This is a genomic window from Ruminococcus albus 7 = DSM 20455, assembly GCF_000179635.2.
Classification (GTDB): Bacteria; Bacillota; Clostridia; order Oscillospirales; family Ruminococcaceae; genus Hominimerdicola; species Hominimerdicola alba.
Window position 1 is genome coordinate 801966 of sequence record NC_014833.1, and the last position, 16195, is coordinate 818160.

General features: G+C 38.8%; 16 protein-coding genes and 4 tRNA genes. 17 read left to right on the top strand and 3 right to left on the bottom strand.

The features are described from left to right. Window positions 1-11: 11 nt before the first annotated feature. From RUMAL_RS03590 to RUMAL_RS03650, 13 genes are all read left to right on the top strand, one after another. Window positions 12-2123: an AIPR family protein gene (locus RUMAL_RS03590; protein ID WP_013497435.1), complete on the top strand. Its 2112-nt coding sequence runs from the start codon at window positions 12-14 to the stop codon at window positions 2121-2123. Window positions 2124-2152: 29 nt separating this feature from the next. Further along, the gene (locus RUMAL_RS03595; protein ID WP_013497436.1) at window positions 2153-3784 is read left to right on the top strand and encodes a DNA cytosine methyltransferase; all 1632 of its coding nucleotides are present in this window, start codon (window positions 2153-2155) and stop codon (window positions 3782-3784) included. 1 nt (window position 3785) lies between these two features. Further along, on the top strand, window positions 3786-4166 hold the full coding sequence (locus tag RUMAL_RS03600) for a very short patch repair endonuclease (protein ID WP_242843399.1): 381 nt from the start codon (window positions 3786-3788) through the stop codon (window positions 4164-4166). A gap of 100 nt (window positions 4167-4266) precedes the next feature. After that, window positions 4267-4653 (top strand): hypothetical protein, encoded by a 387-nt coding sequence (locus tag RUMAL_RS03605; protein ID WP_013497438.1) that lies wholly within the window; start codon window positions 4267-4269, stop codon window positions 4651-4653. 361 nt (window positions 4654-5014) lie between these two features. Then, window positions 5015-5090, top strand: a tRNA-Leu gene (locus RUMAL_RS03610). 6 nt (window positions 5091-5096) lie between these two features. Next, window positions 5097-5169, top strand: a tRNA-Leu gene (locus RUMAL_RS03615). A gap of 42 nt (window positions 5170-5211) precedes the next feature. Next, the gene (locus RUMAL_RS03620) at window positions 5212-5436 is read left to right on the top strand and encodes a helix-turn-helix domain-containing protein (protein WP_013497440.1); all 225 of its coding nucleotides are present in this window, start codon (window positions 5212-5214) and stop codon (window positions 5434-5436) included. Window positions 5437-5448: 12 nt separating this feature from the next. Continuing rightward, window positions 5449-5535, top strand: a tRNA-Tyr gene (locus RUMAL_RS03625). A gap of 103 nt (window positions 5536-5638) precedes the next feature. Then, a tRNA-Ser gene (locus RUMAL_RS03630) sits at window positions 5639-5730 on the top strand. A gap of 216 nt (window positions 5731-5946) precedes the next feature. Beyond that, on the top strand, window positions 5947-7140 hold the full coding sequence (locus RUMAL_RS03635; protein ID WP_013497441.1) for an ATP-binding protein: 1194 nt from the start codon (window positions 5947-5949) through the stop codon (window positions 7138-7140). 95 nt (window positions 7141-7235) lie between these two features. Further along, entirely contained in the window at window positions 7236-7718 is a 483-nt protein-coding gene (locus tag RUMAL_RS03640; protein ID WP_013497442.1) for a hypothetical protein, read from the top strand. Window positions 7719-7942: 224 nt separating this feature from the next. Then, on the top strand, window positions 7943-8557 hold the full coding sequence (locus RUMAL_RS03645) for a DUF6088 family protein (RefSeq protein WP_013497443.1): 615 nt from the start codon (window positions 7943-7945) through the stop codon (window positions 8555-8557). Further along, window positions 8547-9452 (top strand): nucleotidyl transferase AbiEii/AbiGii toxin family protein, encoded by a 906-nt coding sequence (locus tag RUMAL_RS03650; RefSeq protein ID WP_013497444.1) that lies wholly within the window; start codon window positions 8547-8549, stop codon window positions 9450-9452. Before RUMAL_RS03645 ends, RUMAL_RS03650 begins: the two co-directional genes overlap by 11 nt. On the opposite strand, the gene RUMAL_RS21170 is transcribed toward RUMAL_RS03650, so the two are convergent. Genes RUMAL_RS21170 through RUMAL_RS03660 form a run of 3 tightly spaced genes read right to left on the bottom strand, consistent with a single transcriptional unit; the run spans window position 9411 to window position 11092 of the window. Further along, window positions 9411-9674 carry a DUF1016 N-terminal domain-containing protein gene (locus RUMAL_RS21170; protein ID WP_242837737.1) on the bottom strand — a complete coding sequence of 88 codons (264 nt, stop codon included), beginning with the start codon at window positions 9672-9674 and terminating at the stop codon, window positions 9411-9413. The genes RUMAL_RS03650 and RUMAL_RS21170 overlap by 42 nt on opposite strands. Further along, window positions 9667-10506, bottom strand: coding sequence for a nucleotidyl transferase AbiEii/AbiGii toxin family protein (locus tag RUMAL_RS03655; RefSeq protein WP_013497445.1), 840 nt, complete (start codon window positions 10504-10506; stop codon window positions 9667-9669). Before RUMAL_RS03655 ends, RUMAL_RS21170 begins: the two co-directional genes overlap by 8 nt. Window position 10507: 1 nt before the next feature. Further along, window positions 10508-11092, bottom strand: a complete 585-nt coding sequence (locus RUMAL_RS03660; RefSeq protein WP_202946545.1) for a type IV toxin-antitoxin system AbiEi family antitoxin domain-containing protein — start codon at window positions 11090-11092, stop codon at window positions 10508-10510. A 943-nt stretch (window positions 11093-12035) separates the two neighbouring features. Here RUMAL_RS03660 and RUMAL_RS03665 point away from each other — a divergent pair. From RUMAL_RS03665 to RUMAL_RS03685, 4 genes are all read left to right on the top strand, one after another. After that, on the top strand, window positions 12036-13601 hold the full coding sequence (locus tag RUMAL_RS03665) for an AAA-like domain-containing protein (protein ID WP_013497447.1): 1566 nt from the start codon (window positions 12036-12038) through the stop codon (window positions 13599-13601). A 612-nt stretch (window positions 13602-14213) separates the two neighbouring features. Next, the gene (locus RUMAL_RS22340) at window positions 14214-14642 is read left to right on the top strand and encodes a DUF3791 domain-containing protein (RefSeq protein ID WP_013497448.1); all 429 of its coding nucleotides are present in this window, start codon (window positions 14214-14216) and stop codon (window positions 14640-14642) included. A 90-nt stretch (window positions 14643-14732) separates the two neighbouring features. After that, window positions 14733-15314 (top strand): uracil-DNA glycosylase family protein, encoded by a 582-nt coding sequence (locus tag RUMAL_RS03680; protein WP_336470111.1) that lies wholly within the window; start codon window positions 14733-14735, stop codon window positions 15312-15314. 33 nt (window positions 15315-15347) lie between these two features. Then, window positions 15348-16166, top strand: coding sequence for an MBL fold metallo-hydrolase (locus RUMAL_RS03685; protein WP_013497450.1), 819 nt, complete (start codon window positions 15348-15350; stop codon window positions 16164-16166). Window positions 16167-16195: the final 29 nt, after the last annotated feature.

The following is a 16195-nucleotide window of genomic DNA, read 5'->3' on the forward strand; positions in this document are numbered from 1 at the left end:
GGAGTGATAATATGCAGAGCTTTGAAGAATACCGTAAGGAGTTTCTTGAAGATGCCAGATCTACAGAAGAGAGTGAAGCCATAGGTACAGTTGCCAGCTTTGTTAAGATATGTGCGCTGAAACTCTTTGAAGGTGATGTAATTCCGGAATATAATCCCTGCTATTATAGTGGCTATGGATATAGAAATGCCATAGTTAATGTTGATGGTTATTCATATGATGAACATGACGGATCTTTTTATCTTCTCACGGCTTTGTTCTCGGGCAGTGAGCAGTCAGAAACTCTTTTGGGAAGTGATGCTAAAACCGCTCTTGACCGATGCAGAGCTTTTGCTTCAAACTCAATTGAACATGAGCTTGCAGATAAAATTGAAATAAGTACAGATGCTTATGATCTTGCTTCATACATACAGGAACAGGCAAAATATGTATCAAGATTTGTCATTGTTTTGCTGACAGATAAATCTTTGAGTGCTAGGGCAGTATTGACAGATAATTCTGATGGTAAAAAGAAAAAAAGCAAACGCAAAGGTGTATTGGATGCAGAGCCTATATGTGATATTGATGTTGAATACCGCATTTGGGATATGGAAAGATTTTATCGTCTTTTTTCTGCAAGCGAAGGCCGTGAAGAAATAGAAATTGATTTTAATGACTACCTTGAGGGTGGTATTCCCTGTCTGTCAGCTAATGCCGGAGACAGTGAAGACTGCAAGAGCTATTTATGTACTGTACCGGGCGATGTAATTGCTGATCTGTACGATCAGTATGGAAGCAGGCTTCTTGAAGGAAATGTCAGATCGTTTTTAGGTAAAAGAGGTGTAAATAAAAACATAAGAAATACTGTATTAAATGAACCAGAAAGGTTTTTTGTATATAACAATGGGCTTGCAGCGACTGCTGTTGAGGCTGATGTAGAAAATGGGAAACTGTTAAGAGCAAAAGATCTTCAGATAGTAAATGGAGGGCAAACAACAGCTACACTGTTTTCAGCAAGGAAAACCAGCGGAGCGGATCTGTCTAAGGTTTCTGTATTAATGAAATTAACACAGGTTAATCCTGAATCGGCTGCAGAAATTGTCCCGCTAATTTCAAGAAGTGCCAATAGTCAGAATAAGGTTAATCCGGCTGATTTCTTTTCCACTCATGAATACCATATTAGACTCGAACAAATTTCCAGAAGAAAATTTGCTCCTGCAAAAGATGGGGCACAGCATGAGACGCATTGGTTTTATGAACGTGCACGAGGTCAGTATATACAAGCAACAATGAATATGACAAAAGCTGAAGAACGAAAATTTGCAGCTCAGAATCCGAAGGATCAGATAATTACTAAAACAGACCTCGCTAAAGTACTGAATTCATGGAAAGGATTTCCACATATCGTCAGCAAGGGTGCCGAATCCAATTTTTCAGAATTTGCAAAACAAACTGAAGCCATGTGGGAAACACGCAAGGATGATTTTAATGAGAACTATTTTCAAAATGCTGTGTCAATAACCATAATGTATAGGTCTTTGGATAAACAGATACCGAAGCAATCTTGGTACGGCGGCGGATATAAAGCAAATATTGTCACATATTCGATTGCTTTGCTTCAATACTTGATAAAAAAATGGTATTCAAAGCAAACGATTAATTTACAAAAAATATGGCAAAAACAAAAATGCCCGGATATACTGATGAATCAGCTTTTGGTTATTGCAAAAGCGGTATATTATTCGATTACTTCAGATGATCGTCCAGTTCAAAACGTAACCCAATGGTGTAAACAAGAAAAATGCTGGGAAAAGATCAAGACTTTGGAAATAACTCCTGTTGAAGGCTTTAAAACCCTTCTTCATGGATACGAGGAAACAGAAACGATAAAAAGAGAAGCAAGAGAGATTAGAAAAATAGAAGATACGATCGATGATCAGAAAGCTGTGCTTGATTTAGGGGAACAGTATTGGATCAGGTTAGACAATTGGCTACGCAAGCATCCTCTTGCCAACAGTTATGAAACAGCTGCACTTCATAAAGCGATGAAGATTTCACAAGGTCAGTTTCCAAATGAGAGGCAGTGTAAACTTTTGATGGAATTAAGAAAAAAGGCTGTTGGTGAAGGCTTTTCGCCAAAATAAAAATATATAGTATAAAGGTGTAATAATCAATGGAAAAATATAAGGTTGTAGATCTGTTTGCAGGTGCCGGCGGTCTAAGTTTGGGATTTGTTCAAACAAAAAAATATGAAATAAAGGTTGCATTTGAAAACAATCCTAATATGCAGAAGACCTATAGAAGGAATCATCCTAAAGTTGATGTCAGGGGGGATGTTTGTGCGGCAGATTACAGCGAAATAAAAAGAAAATACGGAACGATTGATGTTGTTATTGGCGGACCACCGTGTCAAGGTTTCTCAAATGCAAACAGACAGAAGAACACAGCTGTTAGCCTTAACAATAAACTGGTCAAGCAGTATGTTCGAGCTGTAATTGAGCTCAGCCCTAATGCATTTATCATGGAAAATGTTAGTATGCTTAAATCTGAGGTACATCGTTTTTATTTAGAAAAAGGCGATGAAGAATTAATCAAAGAATATAATATTAAGGTTAAAATGACTCCTCTCAAATTAGTGGATAGTCAATACTGTTTTGATGGAATTCTGGATGTCATAAATGATCAAAGCAGTATTGAGAAGTTTATTTGGCCGGAACGCTTATATCAAGAAATAAATGTTATATATAAAATAACATCAAACCTTTCTAAATTGAAAACAACATTAGATAAACATAAAAATACTTTGCTGAAGCTTATTAATGAATATGAAAAAGCAAACAGCTTGACTGGATATATTGCGGAATGTTCAAATAAGGCTTTTGAAACCATACGCAGCTATTATGAAAACAGGATTGATTGTTCTAATATAAAACAAGGAATAGAAAGCGCCATAATGCTTCAGAGGATGTTGTTTAAATCATTAGAAATAATAAACAATAAGATTCTCGTTGATGAATATGATACTGAAAATGGCATATCAGCCAATATACGATCAATGGCTGTACTGGATTACATAAAAGCAATACTTGAATCTCCCAAATATGGATATAAATTAAATAGTAATGTGTTATGTGCTGCTGATTACGGTGCTCCTCAGAAACGGATGCGATTTGTGATCATGGGAATCAAGTCAAGTATTTCGAGTATACCTACATTTCCAATGCCAAAGTTCGAAGAAGATGAATATAGAACAGTTAGAGATGCGATTTCGGATATTGAGGATGTTGAGCCTGTAGTAAACATTACTGATGATGTCGGAATAGTATTAGAGAATAAAGATCTTGAAGGATTAGCTAAAAAACTGAGAGATTCTAAGAAACTATACAATCATATCATAACAGCTACGACAGAAACGGCAATGAAAAGATTCAAAGTTATTGGTCAAGGACAGAATTTTCATTCATTGTCAGATGATCTTAAATCAAATACCTATACTAATCCCAACAGGACACAGAATACTATATATACAAGGCTTAAATATGACGAACCGTCAGGAACAGTAGTGAATGTGAGAAAGTCTATGTGGATTCATCCAACAAAAGATAGGGCATTGAGCATACGAGAGGCTGCAAGACTGCAGACATTTCCTGACAGTTTTGTCTTTTGCGGATCTAAAGACCAGCAGTATCAGCAAGTCGGCAATGCAGTTCCTCCTATAATGGCAAAAGCGATTGCAATGAAATTAAACAGGATATTGGAAAAGTCATATGGCAGACAATCACACAAAAGAAATAAGAAGTTATAATATGTCAAGGATCAGATCGGTTAATTCAAAACCCGAGCTCCTTGTAAGAAAGTATCTATTTTCAAAAGGATTTAGATACGTACTCAATGATAAACGTTATCCTGGAAAGCCGGATATCGTATTGCCAAAATATAAAACAGTTATTTTTGTGAATGGGTGTTTTTGGCATAAACATGACTGTGGAAGATTTGTTTGGCCAAAATCCAATATAGAATATTGGAGAACAAAAATAACTCGAAATGTTGAGCGCGATAATGCTAATTATATAAAACTTTCAGAAATGGGATGGAATGTAATTGTACTGTGGGAGTGCCAGCTTAAGAAAGATACTATGACTAAAACGTTGGATGAATTATCATTTCAATTAAAAAAGTCTATTTAAGCACCCCACAAATACATAAGATAAATTGTGCGAAAGAGGTTACTTGATTTCGAAACATGGTGGAGAGGATACGTGGTGGAAATGAAAATCGGAGCAATAAATGATGCAAACGTTAACTAAAGAACAGTTTATTTCAAAAATATCTGATATCGAAAGAGTATGCCTGGTTTCGATACATGATGGAAAAGTATATCTTCGGGCAGATATTGAAAAAGGCGGAGACAATGGTCTGCGTATCGAGATGATGGATTTTGAGATGAATACATCGTATGGATTTTATGAAGCAAATAGCTTGTGCAGAAGCAATTATTCCGGTGGGATAAGCTTTATTGAATACAGTTCATATGTTGAAGCTGAACATCGTGCTATAAACGATTTTCTTGATTTAAATCCTCATTCTGCCTTACTGTATTGTGATGATAATGAGTTGTATGAGCTTACTGATAAGTATCCTGCAGATACTGATTTATATGTTGCTGTAAACTGATATCATCTGAATTAGCCAACTCTCGCAAATAATGCGACAGTTCATAACTATACCCACAGTTTACTTGACTTTACAAAACAGCTGTGCTATAATACAGGTAAAGTCAGAACAGGAACGGCCGAATGACGGCCGCTGTAACAAAAATAATTACGAAAGGAGATACCCGAAATGAACGCATTTGCTATGTCTTATCTGTATAGCGGAATATTACTGAGCCTCAGCCTCGAACAGGAAGAGACTCTTATTGTGCTGCATACAGAACATAGTGCAAATGATACGGTCATTTAGGGACTTCGATTCAGTATAGATCCTTGAATAGACATATTGCACCGTCTGTATACAGCAGACGGTGTTTTTTCATGCCCGCATGATGGAATTTTGGCATACATCCCTGTCTTAGAAACAGGTTTTTGCGAGTTCGAATCTCGCTGCGGGTACTATATGCTCTCGTAGCCCAACGGCAGAGGCAGCGGACTTAAAATCCGTTTATTATGAGTTCGAATCTCATCGGGAGCACTGACTTTGTCAAGGATCATATACTGAAAGGAGATGTTTACGATGCCGGTGATCGACGTGAAGGCAACAGGCAATAATATCAAGAATATCATCAGGTCTAAGGGCTTTAAAATATCCGATGTACAGGCTCGATGCGGTTTCAATACACCGCAGGCTATCTTCAAGTGGATGCGCGGAGACGCTGTTCCCACTATCGACAACCTGATAATACTGGCGGATATGTTTGATACACCGATAGATAAAATAATAATCGTCACCCGAATATGAGTGACGATATATGGGTAAGTGCGCCGAATTGGTGAAGGCAGCGGACTGTAAATCCGTGACATGGAAACGCTGTAGGTTCGAGTCCTACCTTACCCACCATATGGCGGATTCGTCTAACAGGTCATGGACACAGCACTTGCAGGCAAGCGCTTGGGCTTTCAATCTCTAAATAGTGGGTTCGATCCCCCTATCCGTCACCAATGGTCGCATAAGCCTAACTGGTAAGGCAGCAGTTTGCTAAACTGTGAGTAATCGGAACATTCCGATGTCTGAGTTCAAGTCTCAGTGCGGCCGCTAAAAGCTATAAACCAATATCAAAAGCGAATAGTTAAAGAAAAATGGTTGTTTTGGCAACTGAAATCAGAGTGGGTTTGACAGAAAATACATTTCCAGCTAATCACATTTGCAAACATAGTTGGAAATACATTTCCAACTATTGACTTTTTAAAGCAAACATGGTATAATAATTCCAGAAATCCATATAATACATGGCAGAAGGAGTTGATCACTATGATAGACCGCCCTGAATATCTCAGATTTCTGAACGATTGGAAGGATAAGCAAATAATAAAAGTTATTACCGGTATCAGAAGATGCGGAAAATCCACGTTGTTTGAGCTTTTCCGGGAACAGCTCGGAAAACAAGGCGTTGGTGATGACCAGATAATATCTATAAATTTTGAAGAAGCCGAAAATGAAGAACTCCACGACTGGCATAAAATGTACAGCTATATAACATCCCGTATGCTTCCTGATAAAACGAATTATATCTTTCTGGATGAGATACAGTGTGTTGCTGATTATCAAAAAGCTGTAGACAGCCTGTTCGTAAAAAAGAACACAGATGTTTATATAACAGGTTCAAACGCCTATTTTATGTCAGGCGAGCTTGCAACGCTGTTATCAGGCAGGTATGTTGAACTTAAAATGCTCCCTCTGTCATTTAAGGAGTACTCAAGTGCGTTTGATGGATTAAGCAAAGAGGAACTTTACAGAAATTACGTGTATAACAGCTCCTTTCCCTATACAACGGAACTCCATGACAGGCGGAACATAAGAACATATCTTGACGGTTTATATAATACCATTGTTCTGAACGATATTGTCACCAGAAAGAAAATACAGGATCCGCTGATGCTGAAAAGCGTTATAAAATACCTGTTCGATAATATCGGAAGCCCATGTTCTTCAAAGAAGATAGCCGATTCGATGACAAGTGCAGGAAGAAAAATATCCAATCATACTGTAGAAAACTATCTTGAAGGTCTTACCGATAGTCTCCTTATGTACCGTGTCGGAAGATATGACATCAAGGGGAAGGAATACCTGAAACTGCTGGATAAATACTATGCTGCTGATGTCGGTCTAAGATATTATCTTCTCGGCACCAATAATGCAGATAACGGGCATATCCTGGAAAATGTGGTATATCTGGAGCTTATTCGCAGAGGTTATGAAGTATATATAGGTAAAAACGGTAATACGGAAGTTGATTTCGTGGCTGTTGACTATGATGGAAACACCGAATATTATCAGGTATCATGGACTGTTCGTGATGAAAAGACTCTTGAAAGAGAACTCACACCGCTGCAAAACATTAATGACCATAATACAAAGATACTTCTGACTATGGATAACGATCCGCCTGTATCATATAATGGGATCAGACAGAAGTATGTTCTTGACTGGCTGCTTGATAAATGATCTGCAAATGAGTTATCTGCTGAAATTTTCAGCTATTCGGAAATCACGAATAACTGCTTAGTTTTCGGCAATTCTTTAAGCATAGGTGAGCTATCATGGAAAAGAAAAAAGAAATGTCTATAAATAATTTCGCTCTTCTTCTTGCGCTTATATTTTTTTTAGTAGGTGCATATCCGGGCTTTCGCAGTTTGAACCTGAAGAAAAAATGCACGGTTGAAATAAAAGGCATCATTGTTGCCGAGAGATCAGGTCCGAAGTATCCCGATAGATCTCATCCGAAAAACAAATATTTATGGGGCAGAGGTATAACGGATATCTATGTCGAAACGGATGGCATTTTCAAATATGATAAACTTTCAGCGGGCGCAGGCGTTGGGGAAATAGGCGATGAAGTTATTATCCGCTACGATCCGGATGATCCCGATGAATACTATTTCGTAGGCTATTACGGTTTGGACAGAACAAATGCTGCATTTGCCTGGGGACTGAGCGGAATTATGATCATATGGTCATTGGTTGACTTCATTTACTATAACATACCGCTGGTGTTTCCTAAACTGCTGCAAAAAAAGCAATAATTACAACAACTGATAACAGCTTCCATCCACACGGATAGGAGCTGTTATTTTTAATGAAATTCTGCAATTATTAAAATTTGTAGAAAAATATTGAAATCGAATCTCTCTGGGGTATAATAAGGAAAACCTTAGAATAAACAATCTTCATTATTTTTTATACTTCTATTGACTTATAAGGTCAAATGTAGTATAATATATTCAGAACAACAAAGGAGGTGCTGAATATGTTGTTTGATTATCTTCTTGAAACATTTGGTCAAAACGAACCTATATTTCTTTCAGATATTTCTTATGAGGATTATTCTGATATCTGGCTCAAAAAAGAACTTGCGAAGCTATGCGAATGCGGACAGATCATTAGATATGAACGAGGTATCTACTATATCCCCGTCAAAACACCATTCGGCAACAGTATTCTGAATCCCAATAGGATAATTGAAAGAAAATATTTATCCGAAAAAGGAAATCGAATCGGATTTTACACCGGGATAACAGCGTTGCAGCAGGCAGGGCTTTCTACACAGATGTCAAATATTCCCGAGATACAAACAAATAACGAGAATTCAAAACTCCGCAGAGTAAAAGTCGGGAATCAGGATATTATCCTGCGTAAGGCAAGAGTTAAAATAGACAATGACAATATATTTGTTTTGCAGTTTCTTGAAATGATGAACAGCACCTCAGCAGGATATTTTGACGATGAGAGAAAAGCTGTCATCAGAAACTGGATCAGGAAATGTAATATTTCTCAGGAGCTTGTGACAAAATATGCTCCGTTTTTCCCGGACAAGACAATGCGTAATCTCATAGAAAGCGGCGTGATCTATTATGTTGCATAACGAAAAAGATATTTTTGAGCAGCTTATCCTGCGAACATCTGAATATCTCGGTGTTAAAGCTGAGATCGTTGAAAAGGATTATTTTGTAACGCTTTTTCTGAAAAAGATCGCAGATGTTATGCCGGATATTGTTTTTAAGGGCGGAACATCACTGTCAAAGTGTTACCATATCATCAAGCGTTTTTCTGAAGATATTGATCTGAATTTACAGTCTGAAATAAAACCGCCTGTAGGCAAGAGAAAGCAGCTCAAAGCAAGTATTATCAGTATAATCAGTGATCTGGAATTTGAGCTTACTAATGCTGATGCGATCAAGAGCCGTCGTGACTATAACCGTTATATCATTGACTATCCTTCTTCACTCTCTGCTGTTTATCTGAAAGAACAGCTTATTGTAGAAACTGCAATATATCAAAGAGCTTATCCTACGAAAGTAATGAAGGCAGACAGTCTGATATATCAATACCTCCACGAAAATGGCTATGATAATTATGCAGAACAATATGGTTTACAGCCGTTTGAACTGAACGTACAGACCGCAGAGAGAACGCTGATAGACAAGTTGTATGCATTGGCAGATTATTATCTGCTGAATACTACTACCGAGCATTCAAGGCATATATACGATATTTATAAGCTGTCTGAGATAGTAACGATAAATGATACTCTGAGATCACTTGCACAGTCTGTTGCTGATGAGCGCAGACCTCATAAAATGTGTCTTTCGGTTCAGAACGGAACAGATGTGAATGCTGTTTTACGGGAGATCATTGATAAGAAAGTCTATAAAGATGATTATGATACAATAACCGTTCCGCTGCTGTTTGAAAGTGTTTCTTATGATATGGCAGTTTCAGCTTTGGAGAACATTCTTCAAAGCGGTATATTTGACTAAGCTTGCGACAATGCGCAGGTTTGTACATTCCTCTGTATAGAAGTCACGGACAGTCTTATCGACTATCTTCATAAGTATTCGATAATGCGACCAGCTCAATTCGGCACACAGTGTGTGCCGATTCGGGAAACAGCTATAAAACTGACGCATTGCCCGTAGATTTCGTTCTGTAAAGCCCTTGCCGAACTCGGCAGTAAGTCTGTCAGAAAGATACTTATGCAAGCTTACCGAACAGGCTTTTCACGCCATCCATGATATCGTCATATTGTATCTTTTTCGCATAAGGATACTTCTTCTGATATGCACCCCATAGCTTATGCAGGGTATTGTCTTCGTTGATATTTGCTATTATTGCCGGAGCGTTTTGTATCAGGTTCACTGTGCCGCGCTTCTGACAGGCCGCATCAAAGGCTTCTCTGAACACCGTACCGTCTATCTTGTTCTCATACAAAGAAAGAAGGATATAGATGTCATAGAAATCTCTCATACGGGTATTAAGCACGCTTCTTGCAAGGATAGTCCGGAGCTTTTCTGCAAGTATCGTTTCGAGATCATATGACCACAGCTTTATCGAACGGTCATCAAACATGAGCTTATAATCATACTTTATTGCCCTAGGAGTTACTGCATCACCTGTTGAGATATCTATCTTCATGGGAGTGATGAGCCTGTCAATTACCGCATTCAATATGACCCTGATACCCGGATATTCTATTTCATCCAAAATGTCGGAAATATCCTTGATCTCAAACCTAACGCCGTCTACGAGGTCAACTGCAGTTATGTTCTCTATGATATCCCTTGGATCAGCAGCTGAAAGGTTCTGATTTCTGATACTTGTATCAATGTCGATTGTAGAACGGAGTGCCACACCGGTCATAGCACTTACCAGCATTCCGCCCTTTATTACGAAGTTGTCATTGTATTCCGAGTTTGCGGCACGCTCAAGGAAACGCTCCATCATATAAATTCGCATCAGAACTCTTGCGTCGGTGTTTTTCACTTTCGCAAGTTTTTTTATTCTGCATTTTACTTGTTCAGGTGTTAATTGCATATTATAGCAACACCTCCATATATTTGCGAACAACGGTCTGTATCCTGAATAACTTTGAATATTCCCAGAGCTTGTTCAGGTCATTGTCGTTTCTTCTGGCATACGCTTTCAATGCAGGAATGAATTCCTGAATATCTATCGTACTTCTGCTTCGTATCACATCACATATCGTTCTGTCTATGTCATACATCGGTATCTCATTACCGCAGTTATCCTTAACGAAAACTTTACCGACATCGAGCAATTCTTTCTTTATGGTGTAGACTTTGCATCTGCCGTCGGCAGTCAGCCTGTGCGAATTATAACCGCTGTACATTGTGAGCGTGTGGACTAATGGCTCTCTGTCTGTCAGACCGTAGAAATACAACGCTTCATTATGTGAAAAAACTGCATTGGGACATCTTTTATGAAGCACATACAGCTCATCGACCCACTCGTCCCTGAAAATATAGATACCGTGCTCGACCTGTTCCATGTTGTTCTCACGCACATATTTATAGAACTTGTATTTTGAAATGCCATTATCTGCTGCAATTTCAGGTGTTATACAACCATACTCTTTTATCAGCTCAGTCATATCCTTCATGACCATCACCAACTTTCGTGCTTATATGATAACTGAAATAAGCACAAAAGTCAGTGCCCTTCAGTTTTATGCAAATTGATATTACTGCCATACCTACAAAAAGACAAAAATGGCGATCACAATTTGTAAATCGCCATGTTGTTCTTTATTTGTTCTTTATCAAATATGGCGAACATCGATTCTGCACCGCAGGAAAGGCACGCTGAGACAAAATCTTGTTCTTTATTTGTTCTTTATTGGTGCAAAAAAGTAGTAAAAAACAGAAAAATTCAGTTTTTCTGAATTGCTCTAAAATGCCGTAATTTCGGCGTTTTCTCAATGTTACGACAAGCTGCAAAAAACGGCTGGGGACTTTCAATTCCCGTACGGGTCATATCAACAGAAAGCTTCAAAACAGCGCAAATACGTTGTTTTGAAGCTTTTCTTTTTTTGTCATTAAGTCAAAAACCTCTTATTTACCTCTTATTGCTAAAAACGATTTTGAAAGGACGTTTTGGTCTTTAATCACAGAGTTAAACAGCGTAGGCGATTTGGATACAGATAAGTAGGATATGTTAAAATAAAGCTCTTGATGTATTCTTCAAGAAGAACCTTTTGCTTGGAAAAAGTTGTTACATGAATTGGCAAACATTATTTCTTATGAATTTGAATATCTATTGCATTATCCTCGCTTCTGATTTCATAAATATATTCGGGCAGTCCATATACATTAACACTTCTTCAAGGTTAAGGCTGGATATCTTAGCGATCTTTTCAAGTGAAAGAGTATCATCTTAGAATATTGCGGCAGTGATTTTCTGTTTATTCCAATAAACAGCTTTATTATTCGGATCTTCCATTATCTTACAACGATTGTTTGACTTTATTATTTCCTTTATTGACTAAACACTCCAAACGTGTTATAATAATACCAATAAGACATCGCAGCAAGGAGGCGAAATCAGTGCCGAAAAAATTCAATATCACAGGCAACTGCATACCAGACAGGCATTATATGGTAGACCTGACGAGCAGGCTTGAACAGATAAAAGCGCAGGTCGATGACGGGCAGTATCTTGTCATCAACCGTGGCAGGCAGTATGGTAAGACCACAATGCTTCGTGCTCTGGCGAAGTTCCTTTCCGATGAATACTATGTGTTATCGCTGGATTTTCAGATGCAGATGAGCAGTCAGAAATTTGAGAGCGAAAACATTTTTTCTGTCACACTTGCTAAGATCATCATCAGGGCTTTCAGACAGCTCGGTATTGACAGGCAGTTTGAAAAAGAAATAAACGGCATTGGTTCCGATATTGCTGATATGAAAGAGAATTATGGACTGGTCGATCTTTTTATTTCGCTGAATGATATATGCGCTGCCTCCGACAAGCCTATCGTGCTTATGATCGACGAGGTGGATCAGGCATCGAATAATCAGGTCTTTCTCGATTTTCTGGCGCAGCTGAGGGGCTATTATATAAACCGTGATGTTTCTCCGACGTTCCGTTCGGTCATACTTGCGGGCGTTCATGACATACGCAATCTCAAACAGAAGATACGTCCTGATGAAGCTCACAAGCACAACAGTCCGTGGAACATAGCATCGAGTTTTGATGTGGATATGGATTTTTCGCCTGCGGACATTTCAACAATGCTGAGCGAGTATGAGAATGACCATCATACCGGAATGGATATCGACAGAATGGCGCAGCTGATCTACGATAACACCTCGGGTTATCCGGTGCTTGTATCGACTATCTGTAAGCACATTGACGAACAGATACATGAATGGGATGAGCATGGTGTTACGGAGGCAGTAAAGCTGCTTATCAACAGTTCTTCGCCGCTTTTTGATTCTTTGATAAATAAGCTGGAGGATAACAAACAGCTCAGAAACATGGTCTATGATATCCTGATAAACGGCAGGACTTTCATTTACGGACCTGACAGCGAAGTTACACGTGAGGCGGAAATGTATGGCTTTGTCACCCGCTGTGATACTCATGTTGCGATAGCAAACAGGATCTTTGAAACTAGATTGTACAACTGGTTTATTTATGACACAGTGGCTGACAATGACAAGAAGGATTGGTCTGCGGACAAGAACCGTTTCATCACAAACGGCAGACTGAACATGAAGCTTGTGCTTGAGAAGTTTGTCACACATTTTGATGAACTTTACGGTGACTCCTCCGAGAAGTTTCTTGAAGAGGACGGCAGACGTTTCTTCCTGCTGTACCTGCGCCCGATCATAAACGGAACAGGCAACTATTATGTTGAAGCACTGACACGAAATGATCGTCGCACAGATGTAATAGTTGACTACAAGGGCGAACAGTTCGTTATCGAAATGAAGATCTGGCGTGGTGAAGAGTACAATGCCAGAGGTGAACAGCAGTTAACGGAGTACCTTGATTATTATCATATCGACACGGGTTACTTGCTGAGTTTCTGTTTTAACAAGAGTAAAAATGTCGGCGTGAGTGAACTGAAGATCGGTAAAAAAACGATCATAGAAGCCCTCGTCTGATTTACGCCCAAATCCCAAAAAACATGATAATAAATACATGGTTTTATGCGTATTGTGGTGCCTCAAAACAACGTAATATCGGCTTTTATTAGGATATGACAGGGTGTGATCTTGGGAGCGTTTTTCTCCGGACGATGAAGAGTATGGACTAATAAACGGCGTAAATATGCGGATTTTATGACCCGACAATCAAGATTTACGACCAACTTACGACCGAATTGTTGAGGAAACGTTTGATATGAAAAATAAGATCCCGAAGCTGACTTGTGTGGTGGCTTCGGGAGTTTTGTTATTATGAAACATGGTTATCCTGTCATCCGAAATATTCACCAAGTCGAGAAGATCGAAAGCGACAATGCCCGGGGATATAAGAAGCCGTTGGCTCAGAAGTAATTTCATGTTTTTGAAACATACGATCCTGAAAGCGGTCAGCTGGTCTGGACGCACAAGGTCATTTCGAGCTTCAAAGCGATGATCGCAGGAACATACCACGGTAATGAAAAGATACATAATCTAACGCACTCGTGCGTTAAATGATGTGTTAATAATGAATGTGCATATTATAAGTTGGTTTGAAATGTGTAAAGCATTATCTGATAAGTGGATAAATAAATGAACATAATATCATTTATAACGTTTTGCATAGAACACTATGCGAAACATACAGGCAAAACCGGTGATGTGGTATATCAGCTTTTCAAACGTGAAAAATTGATCGAGATGCTGGAAAATGACTATGATGATCTGCATGGTATGGGAACGGAGTATCTGATGCAGTTTATAGATGAGTATTTAGATAATGAATTTTGCGAACAATATGATAAGAATAAGAGCTGTGATCATTCAAATATAAGATCAATTATTGTTCCTAATATAGTAAATATGATATCGGAAAAATACCATATCACCGAAATGGAAGCGATGGATAAATTCTACACCTCTGCAACCGGTGGCAGTTATGCTGATGATGAAACAGGCCTTTGCGGACAATCCGCACTTTTTGTTTTCGGACTGTTCTGCGAGGAACAGGAAGGTATTTAATATGTATACAAAACAAGATGCTCTTGTAATTCTTGATGAAGCTATGGAGCGAGTAAAAGGCGTTTTTGGTGAAGCGCTGATAATGCAAAAATACTATTGGTCGGACAGGATTGGGGTAACTATAATGATCCTGATTCAAAATCGCTGATGGAGTCGATTCGTTTATATAATGATGATCATAATAATCTTTACGATTATTTGAAAGGTAATGATAATCCAACTGACATGAATCTATGCAAGTTGTTTGAAAATATTGGTATAAAAATCGATAGACCCAATACAGATGAATTTTTTACAAACTTTGTTTTATGTTACCGTTCAGGCAATAATGGCATAAGCGGAGGTTTCAAACAGATATGGGCAAAAAACTGCTCTACTTATTTTGTCAGACTTGTCCGGATAATTGAGCCTCAGGTCATAATATGTCTAGGACGAGCAGTTTTCAGTAATGTTTTAAAAGCCGCTGGTATCAAAATGCCGCATATGAAATACAATGATATAATTGAATCTAAAGTTTATGATGCTGCTTTCGGCGATCATGCATGTAAAGTGTATCCTGTTGCACACTGTGGTGTATTGGGGACAAATAACAGGAACAGGGATAAAGAGTTCAGCCACATACTAGATGTTCAAAAGCAGGATTGGAAAAAGATGATGTCAGAGCTAAAATGAATGATCTGAATATGGGTAAAAAGGTGATCAACCATGTTTTCAAAACCAATAATCGAATTAAAATATTCAAACACCAATACTTATCTGATCAAGGGCAAGAAGGGGAGTCTGCTGTTTGATACCGGCTGGGCGGGAACTTTTCCTCAGCTTTGTCGGGCGCTGGGTGAGAACAAACTGAAATTTCAAAATATAAGTTATCTGCTGATCTCGCACTTTCACCCCGACCATATGGGCATTGCGCAGGAAATTGCAAACAGCGGTGTTACAATAGTTGCAGCTGATGTTCAGGCAGAATTTATCCATAGCAGTGACCATATTTTTGCAAAGGAAAAGGATTCTGACTTTGTTCCGATAGACGACAGTTCGATCAGGTTGGTAAAGGTTTCGGAGAGCAGAAGTTTTCTGGCGGAACTGGGTATCAGCGGTGAAATAATACATACGCCCGGGCACAGTGATGACAGTATCTCACTTTGGCTTGAAAAGGAGAGAGCGCTGTTTGTAGGTGATCTTAATCCGCTTTACGAGCTTGATATGCACAAGGACACTCAGATAGAGGACAGCTGGAGCGGGCTTCTGAAACTTGATCCGAAGACCGTGTATTACGGTCATGCGATGACTGCAAAACTTACGGGAAAAGGTGTGCAGCCGAAGCAACAGTCTGATAATGCGGACACTTATGCATTGGTGAAAAAGATAATGAAACTCATCGACAAGGGCTGTGATGATGTAACGATACAGCAGAAAACAGGTGCTGACAAGGTCTTTATTCAGGATGTTGCAAGAATGTACCTGACACATCAGAATGTCAGTGTGCAGGGGATACTTGACAGGATCGAGATCAAGGGAAAGTGAATAAAAATATATGATCATACGAATGACAC

Excerpts from the sequence above, each read along its gene's own strand:
- RUMAL_RS03590 (WP_013497435.1), top strand. The coding sequence starts at position 12 with ATGCAGAGCTTTGAAGAATACCGTAAGGAGTTTCTTGAAGATGCCAGA.
- RUMAL_RS03595 (WP_013497436.1), top strand. The coding sequence starts at position 2,153 with ATGGAAAAATATAAGGTTGTAGATCTGTTTGCAGGTGCCGGCGGTCTA.
- RUMAL_RS03600 (WP_242843399.1), top strand. The coding sequence starts at position 3,786 with ATGTCAAGGATCAGATCGGTTAATTCAAAACCCGAGCTCCTTGTAAGA.
- RUMAL_RS03605 (WP_013497438.1), top strand. The coding sequence starts at position 4,267 with ATGATGCAAACGTTAACTAAAGAACAGTTTATTTCAAAAATATCTGAT.
- RUMAL_RS03620 (WP_013497440.1), top strand. The coding sequence starts at position 5,212 with ATGCCGGTGATCGACGTGAAGGCAACAGGCAATAATATCAAGAATATC.
- RUMAL_RS03635 (WP_013497441.1), top strand. The coding sequence starts at position 5,947 with ATGATAGACCGCCCTGAATATCTCAGATTTCTGAACGATTGGAAGGAT.
- RUMAL_RS03640 (WP_013497442.1), top strand. The coding sequence starts at position 7,236 with ATGGAAAAGAAAAAAGAAATGTCTATAAATAATTTCGCTCTTCTTCTT.
- RUMAL_RS03645 (WP_013497443.1), top strand. The coding sequence starts at position 7,943 with ATGTTGTTTGATTATCTTCTTGAAACATTTGGTCAAAACGAACCTATA.
- RUMAL_RS03650 (WP_013497444.1), top strand. The coding sequence starts at position 8,547 with ATGTTGCATAACGAAAAAGATATTTTTGAGCAGCTTATCCTGCGAACA.
- RUMAL_RS03655 (WP_013497445.1), bottom strand. The coding sequence starts at position 10,506 with ATGCAATTAACACCTGAACAAGTAAAATGCAGAATAAAAAAACTTGCG.
- RUMAL_RS03660 (WP_202946545.1), bottom strand. The coding sequence starts at position 11,092 with ATGAAGGATATGACTGAGCTGATAAAAGAGTATGGTTGTATAACACCT.
- RUMAL_RS22340 (WP_013497448.1), top strand. The coding sequence starts at position 14,214 with ATGAACATAATATCATTTATAACGTTTTGCATAGAACACTATGCGAAA.
- RUMAL_RS03685 (WP_013497450.1), top strand. The coding sequence starts at position 15,348 with ATGTTTTCAAAACCAATAATCGAATTAAAATATTCAAACACCAATACT.